The organism is Acinetobacter sp. AHP123 (assembly GCF_023757925.1).
Taxonomy (GTDB): domain Bacteria; phylum Pseudomonadota; class Gammaproteobacteria; order Pseudomonadales; family Moraxellaceae; genus Acinetobacter; species Acinetobacter oleivorans.
In genome coordinates this window covers 27,001-37,296 of the sequence record NZ_CP092455.1, presented here as the reverse complement: position 1 = coordinate 37,296, position 10,296 = coordinate 27,001, and the positions used below count along the sequence as shown (strand labels likewise).

Here is a 10,296-nt window from a genome sequence, read left to right as displayed (position 1 = left end):
GTAACAGGTTAATGTATGATGTACGGCATTAATTTGGGGGTAATATGGAATTTTTTAAATCTGTATATAAAGAAAATTTTCTGTTTTGGTTAATGTTTAAAGTATTCTTTTTTATTTGGCTTCTAACCACTGTCATTTTTATATGGTTCTGTAATTATTACAAAGTTTATGGTGATGGTAGTAGCATCGGAGCTTATATGAATCTATTAGTATTTGATGCGACTCTCTTTGCTCCTATCGCAGCTTACTTCTTTTATGATAATTGGAAGGAACAACATAATACGAAACTTTGTTCAGATATAGCACAAAGAATTTGGAATAAATTAGATTTAGTTTCTAGTTTAACACACGATCCTTCTCGAAAATTTAATAGAATCTGGGAGATCAGTGGTGACGAGTTCAATAACTTAAAACCTTATATGATAAATACTATGTCTCAACTAGAGCATACGGTTATAGAGGTCAAATCTGATTTAAAATTACTAGGCGATCTTTTGGAAGGAGATACTCCTTTAAAGTTAAAATCAACTTTCAAAAACTTTACCTACGATGGAACAAAAGAATCAATTGATATTTTCCAAAAACTAGAGGATCAATATTATAAAGACTATGTTCCTTACCAAGAAGAAGTAAAAAAGTTATTAATACCTATTATAAAGGCGTAAAAAATCCCCTGCTCCAACTAAGGAAACAGGGGTTAAAGGAAAATCAGTCTTTGTAATAAATGCCTTTAGCTCCAATAGATCTAAGGGCAATAAATTGTAATAGTGAAATTGAATGTCTGTCATCTAGTTTTACATCAATTAAATGTAGCGTTACTAGAAAGCTTGTGATGATATATAAAGTGATAATAGTAGGGATCATTAGTAATTTCCAAAATGTGTATTAATGTCTTTCATGTTGTCTGAATATGAGCCGTACAAGTCATCAATACCATAATCAATATCTAGGTCATCTGCATATTCGTTTTCATATTTGAGGAAGTTATATGCTATTTCAGCATCAGCATTGAAGGCTGTTAATACACCTTTCTTGTAGTCTTGGCGGATCTCGTCAAGGTGAGCATATAGCTCGTCATCAATATCAACTTCTTCAACTGACCTACCGTTATATAAACCTGTTTGTAAGATCTTTGATTTTACGATGTTGTTGTACTCTTTTTTTGATAATTTTTTCATTCCTAGTCCTGGTTAATCTTTAAAGGGAATGCTTAGTTCCCTCGCCCTTTTGAGTATTGCTTCAGCTTCTTCAGCGTTAATGAAATACTCAGTATGTGTATGTTCTTTCTTTTTGTGGTCTTTATATTTGATGATGCGTTTTGATGAGATTCTTTCAGGATAGATCTCTTCCAATAGGCTATGTACCTGGTCCTTATCCATCTCAGTAAGCATTGATAAATCATAGGTAGAAAGGAACTGATCTAGTTCCTCCCATGCTCCCTTAAACTTATTCAAAATCACTTGATTCAAGCTCTACTTTCAGTTTACGTGCTAACCAAACTAAGCCTTTACCTGTCACTCGAACTTGAGTTCCGTAGTTTGAAGCAACAAGTTTTAAATGGTTACGGTCATGTGCAGCAAATGGTTTGTAAGTTGCTGAAGTCTTTCCATATATCCATCCGTTAGCTAATAGCCAATCAGTAAGATCTTTAGGACGCATTTTAAGAAGTTTAGCTGTATCTCTTATGGTGTATGTGTTGTCACGATTAGCAATGATGTCATACACATCTGCTTTAGGCTGAATCACTTCAATTACTTGTTGTTGTTGAGCTACTTGTAAAGCTAGTTGCTCTTTCTGCTCTTCTGCTTCAATTAAGAACTGTAAAGCTTCTTTGAAATTACTTGGTAGTTTTGGTTGAAGTACCATCTGTTCCATTGCTGTCATACGATCATAGATTTCTGCTTGTAAGTCATAGCTGTACGACATTGCCATTAAACAAGCTTCACGTTTTGGGAATACATAACATGGCTTATCACGGTTAAGACTGTCTTTGTAGATGGAGGAAAAATTTCCTGCAACTAAATGACCAAGAACTTCAGGCACTTTTTTCAAAAAGTCTGAATGGGCTAAAACTGTTTCGTTACCGTTAGCTTGTCTGTGGTTATTAATAAACTCTACAATTTCCAAGCTTGTCATAGTTGGTACGGTATTAGCTGTAATAATAGCTGTATTAAATGGAGTAGAATTTTGAGTTTGTAATGATAATGAAGTCATAATTTATATCCTTTGAATAAAATAATTTTGAGTCCGCTTATAATCCTGATTGGATGCAGACTTAATATTTTGAGTTGTGTTTTGTTTATAGTCAGAGAGGTTTTTAAATATGGGCTGACTATGCCCCACTAATGTTCTTATTGTTTTCTTTATGTTGAGAAGTATATCAAAATAAAAATAGTATTGCAACACCTGATAAAATATGATAGTGAATCATAAAAATAGCAAGTAAACATTGGATAAAATAAAATTATTTGATCTTAATAACCAATAATCCATTTTCACCTTTAAATTTTGTTGGTTTTAAATCATACCAATCAAATAAATCTTTTGCTTTTGGAGTTCTATTAATTTCTAAAGCTTCATAGATTGTTCTTAATCTCTCTTTTGCTTCAGCGTTAGAAATAAAATCACTTAAACGTAGAGCTAATCTAGTCTGGATAGTGCGTTTATTGTCTGTAGCAGCAAATTGGGCTTCATACAGTTCATCAATATCTTTATTTCTATAGCGCAATGCTTTGATCTTTTCAGGTCCAAGAGCATCATAGTATTTAGCAAAGTTCTTATTTCGAGCATCAATCAAGGCAACGATTTGATCATCTTGCTTCTCTTTAGCAGAAACGTACTCTTCCATCGTTTCACTAAAACTTTGATAACCACTCAAGAGCTTAGACATACCTGAGATTGGGCTAGTAAATTGAACCTGTTTTGATTCATCAGTTAATAGTTCACGGAATGAAGCTGAATAACCTGAAGCGTTATGATCAACGCCTTCAACATCACGTACTACATACGTTGCTTCCATAGCTTCAAAAGATTGAAGTTCTGATTTTAAAGCAACATCAGATACATAGAATTGTTTGGTTTCATCGTTTAAGAAAATGTATGGGTCTTTACCGATACTGTCTAAAAGTGCTTTTACAACAGCAGGCTTATCTTTATTGGTCGGACTATTCAAAGCTTCAAGTAAATCGTTTGAACCTTTAATCTTAGTCAGAACATTTGATTGCCATTCTTCCTTAGTGCAACTTGCAACTTCAGGAACATTGCTCAATAAAATATTGATAGATTCGTTATATTGGCTGTCTCTTAAACGACCACAAATTTGAGGTACAAGGACTGCAAAATCAATCTTGGTATAATCACGTAAACCATTAATGATGATGTAGGTTTTACCATGCTCATCATAAATATCAGCACCTTCGAACATTGTAGAGGTATAGAAGTTCAGCTTACCTACTGGCTTTTCTACAACATCGTCAACTAATCCCCATGCACCTAATTTAGTATCTAGTTTCTTTTCATTACGAGCAGACTTAGAACAAATCAATCGGATCTCATCACGATTAAAAACAGGCTTTCCATCAGTACCAACAATCTTGCTTAACCACTCCATAACTTGAGTGATTTCTTTGACACTATTATAGAAGATATGTGCGTTGCCTTCTTCACGACCAAGTAAGAAGCTTAAACATAAATTAAATAAGGCATTGTTGATACTTACACCTTTATCTAATCTTTGTAGGTTAAATTTAACAGCTCTTACGTTATCCCATTCAATTGTACATAAAGGTAAATATCCAATCAGATCAGGGAAATATTCACGTTTAGTTGGTGTAGCTGTCAAAAATACATACGATGCAAACTTACTGTAGTTATGCAGAATGAACTCGCATTTAGGGGCTTTGAATGAACCTAAATTAACAAGGGTATGCGCTTCATCAACAAGTAGCTTGAACTCACCTGGAACAAAACCTTTAATCTTCATCAAGGCAGGGAGTGAATCAAATGTGCAGATAATCTTTCTTGGCTTTGAACGATCTGCTAATTGTTCAGAAATCTCAGCATCATTATCAGTCCATTCACCACCACGCTTAATGATATTGATATGGTCTAGGTGATCGTTATCAGCAACTTTAGATTTGAGTAAATTAACGTATGGTACTAATACCACATAATCAACGTCATTTCTTAAAACAAGGGTTGTACCGCCACAGCCAGTAATTTGTTTATTTATATAGCAATTTTCAGGAAAGTCTTTAATAAGATCTGAAAGGCGTTTAGAAGAGTCGCCTGCTTTGATTGTAATTGTGTTTTCTTGAGTGTTTTGTTCGATACTTACTGCATCGTCAATGATTAAATCTTGTAATTCCATTATTGGGTGTACCTAAATAGGTCTTATATTTTCATGTCATTTATATATGTTTAAGCAGTTAGAGGGTGCTTATCCCCTGTTTCGGATATTGTATAAAATCTGAATACCAATGTCAACTATTTTTTTTGACATTAAATTATTGTAAATAATATATAAGTTATTGATATTTATATAAAGTAAAATAAATGATCATCTAATAAATTTAGCATTTCTATACGAGAAATAGAGCTTTTTTAGAAAAAAATAGACAGAAAAATTCCCCTAATCAGACATCTGATTCACAACTGCAATTAAAAAATAAGGTGCGTTATTCACGCCAACAAATAGTTTCAATTATCTGATACCATCATGGGCGTGATACTTTGATCTGACGTTGCTCTGTTTCTATAGTGACTCGATTTAGATGTTGGTTGTTCGCAACAACAGCTCAAAGTTTAAATTTAAAAGAGTCTAAAAATTAAAAAGATGTTCTAAAAAAATTAGACAGTGTATAAAATCTAAAATAAGCATATAAGTATTGGGTTTTTAAGTGGTTTTATAAATAAAATTGTCTAATTTTTTTGACATTTCTGCATTACTATTACAAGTAGGGTAATGGAAAAGTAGAAGTTATCAACAGATATGAATTTATTGTTTCTTGTTTTTAAAGAATAAAAGAATTAAGCAATGAATAACCATTCAATCTAAAGCTCTAAGGAGCTTCAGATCTCATTCCATTCTAATAGTATTCAGTGATAAGACCAGAAACAGAACTGACGTTCCGTTCCTACTCTTATGCAAAGCCACTGAAACCACATTTAATAAATTAGAAGTAACAAGCTAAAACCATATTTGTATCCTATCGGACACAAACATGACTTTACCTTTAACAGTCAGTAATCAATCTTTAATCTGTATCCGTACCTTAACAGGCACGTATCCATATCAAACATCGAACTGACTGCCTACTAACCTGTTTTCTTTCAATACCAATCAGATATAAGAATAGAAAAAAGCTTTCTCTTTCTTTTAAAAAGATAATTAATTATTAATTTAAAAATAGAATTGGTATTTCTATCTGATTCTGTAGATCTAGTATCTGTAACATGCTTTATATGTCACTGTATCCTAACGGACACAGCACCATATCAACCATTAACAGACAGTATTCAATCTATCATCCATATTGTGTACTACCGTACCCAACACGGACTCTATATTGAACTGTCTGCTTCTACTCTGTTTATTTGGTATTCCAAAAAATAGTTTTAAATAGCCTATGTAGAATAGGTATTCTTATTCCTAAAAGTTATAAGGATTGACAATATAATAAAAATATGTTATATATTAATCTGTTTTCTATAACTAATATTTATATGAAAACGACATCAAAAATAATAAATAAAACTTCTAATAAAAAGAGAAACTATGTATTCAGTATATAAAATCTATCAAGCTGACAAGCTCGTACTTGTCACATATTCAGACATCATTCCTGAATTTACAGATACAACCAAACTAAAATTGATTTTAAATGGACCAACTATTCCTATTTCCTTATTTGAATCCTATTTCAAACATCCTGAACTGTTTTCTATTACTACTCATGAGATAGGTATCTACAATGCCCTGGATGCTAATCAGATCGTTATAGAGCAATCCAAATTGATAGGGATAGATAAACCTAAAACTAATAAAACATCTAAACCACGTACTAAAAAAGCCCAACAATCAAAGACTGAGGGCTAATTTATCTTACATATTTTTATAGATGGTGTCCCGTCTATCAACGTCAAGAACTAATATCACTACCCTGTCATCAATAACTTGGTACACCAATCTATATCCTGCGGACCTAAGCTTTATCTTGTATAGATCGTTAGATCCACTCAGTTTATTTTTAGGTATCTTCGGATTCTCTAGTATTGCTTCCAACTTACGAATAAATTGATCAGCGATTTGAGGATTTAATTTATCAAACTTCTTGAGAGCTGCTTTTGCGAACTCTAGCTCGTAACTCATTTAAAGATACCTTTACTGTTTCTTCAGTATCGACTTGTTCAGCTAGCTTGATCAGTTCCTTATCTTCAATTAAATCCATCAGCCTTTCGTACATATCAGCAGGAACACAGTAAAAAGCTGGATTATTCCTATTCAGAATAGCTACAGCTTCACCGAATCCATTGCTAACAACTTCCATTGGATTCTTTTTTAGATCTGAAACACTAGCCACAAATCGACTGTGGACAATGTTATTCATACCAATTTACTCATTATGTTCTGCATTAACCTGTAGCCAATTAACCAGAACCGACCTTGTTTTATTACGATACGCTACAAGCCTTAATACAATATAACTAATTAAAAGACCTATTACAAGACCTATTAATGGGTTGCTAAAGAGATCATTAAAATGAAAATTAAAGGATGCAAACGTCAGTCTTTTCTAGACCAATCAATCAAGAACGGTGGTCAACCTATCTTCTACTTAATCAAATGTTGGGATAAGGAAGAGTCATTCTTCAAATTAGGTATTACAGTTAATAACATTTTAACTCGATACGGTACTGTGAAAGCTATGCCATACGACTGGCAGATCCTACTCGAACTTCCTGATACAGCAGAAGCAGTCTATGACATGGAAGTAAAGTTCAAAACAGAAATGCAGGACTATCACTATAAGCCTAAAATCTCATTCAACGGCTCAACAACTGAATGCTATACTGAACTATCTGAAGCTTTACAAAAACTTATACAATGAAAATTAAGACTGCCCTTCTCTCTCTTATAAGTGTATTTGGTATCTCTATTAGTCATGCAGACTATGAACAAGCAGCAGATTCTCCTGCTATAGAAACAAGACAGAAGCAATTTAACTGGACTGTTTATAGCTTACTTAATGATTTTAATAGTGCTAAAGACTTAGCTGTAGAAGCACTTAATGCAAATTACAGTAAGGAGTTTTCAAGACAGCAATGTAAAAAACTCAACATACTTGAAGATTTGATAAAAGTTACTGAAGCCAATAAGGACTTATCAAATTCATTAAATACAAAAGCAACAGCAGAAAAATTATTGAAGACTGAGCAGGAACAAATGAGTAAAGGTAGGGTAACGAAAGAAGATGTATGTGATTATGGCTTGAGTTAAAAAACAATATATAGTGGTTTATTAAATACAAACATACTACATATAGTGTTTATGGCTTGACATTTATAAAATAGTGTGATATATTTCTCACTACTTATTTAGAACGACTTAGGCTGAATAAGAGTAATAATAAAAACTAGGTCAGTCATTTTATATATCCTTTATTTCATCCTTAACTAATAGCTTATTTAGGTAGGCTGTTCGATCCCCTTTTAGCTCAGATGAAACTTTAACAAGTTCTACATCACTTCAGAGCTTCACTCTTTAGCTCAGTTTAGTTTATCTCTTTCTATCCTGAGCTTTCTTTAATAGCTCTATTAATACAGCTATTAACATAATAAAAATAAACAAGATCTGCATTTAAAACAGACATTTAACCTTTTAAAAAAGAGAATATCTAATACTTACCAATACAAAGACTACAGTACAACAATAACAAGAACTAGAGAAAAGACTGCATAGATCCAAGTGCTAGATAAAGAATTAGATTGCCCTTCTATATACCTATGTACGCACGTACACGCACACGCATTTTGCAACATTGGATGCCACGTATCTTTTAGAACAAAGAGACAGTAAGACGCACCTAGACAAGCGTTCAGGATCTTGGCTTTGCTCAAGACAAACAGCTTCATCGTTTGGCTTGATCCGAAGGACAAGAAGCCTGCATAAACGCCCAACAACAGAACAATAAAAATTAATAGAGGTATTGATACAGCTATGGCTAGTAAACCCAAAGTCGTCAAACAAGAAGATCCTGCCGAAATCGAAAGAAAAGCCAAAGAGCTTGCACAGAAAGAAGCAAATGAGAACTCAGCAGTAAGACGTAAAAATAAACAAAGCACAGCATTAGGCAGTTTGACAGAAACAGTCCTTTCATCTGCGCCTAAAACGAATACAGGTACTTAATAACGAGATGAAGGCACAACAAACACTCAAACGCCTAAGTCAATTGAAATCAGATCGAATTAAACACGAAGCTCATTGGAAGGAATGTTATAAATATTGCGCTCCTGAACGTCAGCAAAGCTTTACAGATGTAGCAGCATTAGCTTTAGAACAAGAACGTAAACAGGCTCGTACAGAGCTGTTTGATACTACAGCAGTAGAAGGAATACAACTACTTGTTAGCTCTATTGTTAGTGGTACTACTAGCCCTGTCAGTATTTGGTTTAAATCAGTTCCAAGCGGTGTAGATACTCCATCTCAATTGACTCAAGGCGAACAATGGTTAAGCCAAGTAGATCAATTCCTATTTAGAAATATCCATGCATCTAACTTTGATTCAGAAGTTACAGACTTTCTTACCGACTTAGTAGTCGCAGGATGGGCAGTATTGTATGCAGATACGAATAGAGACAAAGGCGGTTTTACATTTAATACCTGGTCTATTGGCAACTGCTATATCAGCTCAACAATGGCAAATGGGTTGATCGACACAATTTATAGAGAGTTTGAGTTATCAGCAGAACAGATCGTATCTGAGTTTGGAATAGACAACGTATCAGACAAAGTTAAAACAGCATTAGAAAAGAAACCTGATCAGAAGTTCACACTCGTTCAAGCAATCTTCCCTAGAGACAGTAAGTTTGTTAAAGGTGAAGAAGGTAAACGTGTTTCTACATCAATGCCTTTCGCTTCATACACAATTGAATCTCAGTCAAAACACATCCTAAAAGAATCAGGATTTGAAGAGTTCCCATGTATCGTATCCCGATTCAAGAAGATACCTGACAGCCACTATGGTTTAGGTATGGGTAGTATGGTGATCAGTGATGCTAAGACAGCTAACCAACTAACTAAACTATCTCTACAAACAGCAGAGCTTAATTTGGGTGGCTTATGGGTAGCACAGCATGACGGTGTAGTTAATCCTAATACACTTCGTATTCGACCTAATGCAATCATTGCAGCAAACAGTGTAGACGCAATTAAACGATTGGATACAGGATCAGCTTCAGTAGGACTAGGACTAGACTTCCTTCAACACTTCCAAGCGAAGATTAAACGTACTTTGATGAGTGACCAATTAACACCTCAAGGCAGTTCACCATTAACAGCTACAGAGATCCAAGCAAGAGTTAGCGTGTACCGCAACCAATTAGGATCTGTTTTTTCGAGAATGCAGTCCGAATATTTGCAAGTTTTGCTGGAAAGATGCTGGGGTTTGAGTATGAGATCTGGTGTACTACCACCTGCTCCTGAAGAGTTAATGCAAGCATCACGTATTAGTTTTAATTTCATCAATCCTATGGCTGCATCTCAAAAATTAGAATGGGTAACAGCGATTCAAAACTTGATGCTGAACGTATCTCAGATGGCTCAGATTGATCAGACAGTGATGGATAACCTAAACCTGGATGCAATGGTACAAGTCATGGCAGATGCATTATCAGTACCTGTAGAAGCGATTCGTACAGATGAAGAGATAGCAGAACTTAGGCAAGCCAAACAAGAACAACAACAAGCAATGCAAGAGCAACAACAACAGCAAGCTCTCATGTCACAAGTAGGTCAGACAGGCTTAGACATAGCTAAGGACCAAGCAAAGAACATGACACCTGATCAGTTAGGAGCAATGTTTGAACAGTAATAAATATCAAAGAATCTTTACAAGTCATGAAGGTATCGAAGTATTAGATGAACTCATTTCAATCTTCCATACCAAACTAGCATTTGATAAAGATTCAGCAACACAGACAGCTTTTAATCTTGGTCAACATGACGTTATCAACTTCATCTTGGCACGTATTAAAGAAGCAGAACAACCTAAGTAATAAGAATTAAAAAAGAGAAAA

The 10,296-nt window shown here is 34.2% G+C and carries 13 protein-coding genes; 7 read left to right on the top strand and 6 right to left on the bottom strand.

The genetic code is table 11. The features are described 5' to 3' along the window. The first annotated feature begins 197 nt into the window (after positions 1-197). Complete coding sequence (locus tag MJX77_RS19250) at positions 198-665, top strand: hypothetical protein (protein ID WP_252061368.1); 468 nt, start codon at positions 198-200, stop codon at positions 663-665. Between the two features lie 198 nt (positions 666-863). Here the strand turns inward: MJX77_RS19250 and MJX77_RS19245 are convergent, their stop codons facing one another. The 4 genes from MJX77_RS19245 to MJX77_RS19230 form a co-directional block, all read right to left on the bottom strand. Then, on the bottom strand, positions 864-1,178 hold the full coding sequence (locus MJX77_RS19245) for a hypothetical protein (protein ID WP_252061367.1): 315 nt from the start codon (positions 1,176-1,178) through the stop codon (positions 864-866). A 12-nt stretch (positions 1,179-1,190) separates the two neighbouring features. Beyond that, positions 1,191-1,469 (bottom strand): hypothetical protein, encoded by a 279-nt coding sequence (locus MJX77_RS19240; RefSeq protein ID WP_125825056.1) that lies wholly within the window; start codon positions 1,467-1,469, stop codon positions 1,191-1,193. Then, complete coding sequence (locus MJX77_RS19235) at positions 1,447-2,214, bottom strand: phage antirepressor KilAC domain-containing protein (RefSeq protein WP_052023850.1); 768 nt, start codon at positions 2,212-2,214, stop codon at positions 1,447-1,449. The genes MJX77_RS19240 and MJX77_RS19235 overlap by 23 nt, the downstream gene beginning before the upstream one ends. Positions 2,215-2,464: 250 nt before the next feature. After that, on the bottom strand, positions 2,465-4,369 hold the full coding sequence (locus tag MJX77_RS19230) for a DEAD/DEAH box helicase family protein (RefSeq protein ID WP_034672691.1): 1,905 nt from the start codon (positions 4,367-4,369) through the stop codon (positions 2,465-2,467). A 1,407-nt stretch (positions 4,370-5,776) separates the two neighbouring features. On the opposite strand from MJX77_RS19230, the gene MJX77_RS19225 reads away from it, so the two are divergent. Further along, positions 5,777-6,097: a hypothetical protein gene (locus tag MJX77_RS19225; protein ID WP_183176114.1), complete on the top strand. Its 321-nt coding sequence runs from the start codon at positions 5,777-5,779 to the stop codon at positions 6,095-6,097. Between the two features lie 6 nt (positions 6,098-6,103). On the opposite strand, the gene MJX77_RS19220 is transcribed toward MJX77_RS19225, so the two are convergent. Both MJX77_RS19220 and MJX77_RS19215 read right to left on the bottom strand, forming a co-directional pair. Then, positions 6,104-6,370: a type II toxin-antitoxin system RelE family toxin gene (locus MJX77_RS19220; protein WP_114161570.1), complete on the bottom strand. Its 267-nt coding sequence runs from the start codon at positions 6,368-6,370 to the stop codon at positions 6,104-6,106. Continuing rightward, positions 6,324-6,608 carry a type II toxin-antitoxin system Phd/YefM family antitoxin gene (locus tag MJX77_RS19215; protein WP_114149632.1) on the bottom strand — a complete coding sequence of 95 codons (285 nt, stop codon included), beginning with the start codon at positions 6,606-6,608 and terminating at the stop codon, positions 6,324-6,326. The genes MJX77_RS19220 and MJX77_RS19215 overlap by 47 nt, the downstream gene beginning before the upstream one ends. Before the next feature lie 153 nt (positions 6,609-6,761). Between MJX77_RS19215 and MJX77_RS19210 the strand changes: the two genes are divergently transcribed. The 5 genes from MJX77_RS19210 to MJX77_RS19190 all read left to right on the top strand — a co-directional run bounded on the left by MJX77_RS19210 (position 6,762) and on the right by MJX77_RS19190 (position 10,275). After that, positions 6,762-7,109, top strand: a complete 348-nt coding sequence (locus MJX77_RS19210) for a hypothetical protein (RefSeq protein WP_183176113.1) — start codon at positions 6,762-6,764, stop codon at positions 7,107-7,109. Further along, positions 7,106-7,498, top strand: a complete 393-nt coding sequence (locus MJX77_RS19205; protein ID WP_183176112.1) for a hypothetical protein — start codon at positions 7,106-7,108, stop codon at positions 7,496-7,498. The genes MJX77_RS19210 and MJX77_RS19205 overlap by 4 nt, the downstream gene beginning before the upstream one ends. 720 nt (positions 7,499-8,218) lie before the next feature. Beyond that, the gene (locus tag MJX77_RS19200) at positions 8,219-8,407 is read left to right on the top strand and encodes a hypothetical protein (protein WP_252061366.1); all 189 of its coding nucleotides are present in this window, start codon (positions 8,219-8,221) and stop codon (positions 8,405-8,407) included. 7 nt (positions 8,408-8,414) lie between these two features. Further along, positions 8,415-10,091: a portal protein gene (locus MJX77_RS19195; RefSeq protein WP_252061365.1), complete on the top strand. Its 1,677-nt coding sequence runs from the start codon at positions 8,415-8,417 to the stop codon at positions 10,089-10,091. After that, positions 10,081-10,275, top strand: coding sequence for a Bbp19 family protein (locus MJX77_RS19190; RefSeq protein WP_114150300.1), 195 nt, complete (start codon positions 10,081-10,083; stop codon positions 10,273-10,275). The genes MJX77_RS19195 and MJX77_RS19190 overlap by 11 nt, the downstream gene beginning before the upstream one ends. Positions 10,276-10,296 lie beyond the last annotated feature (21 nt).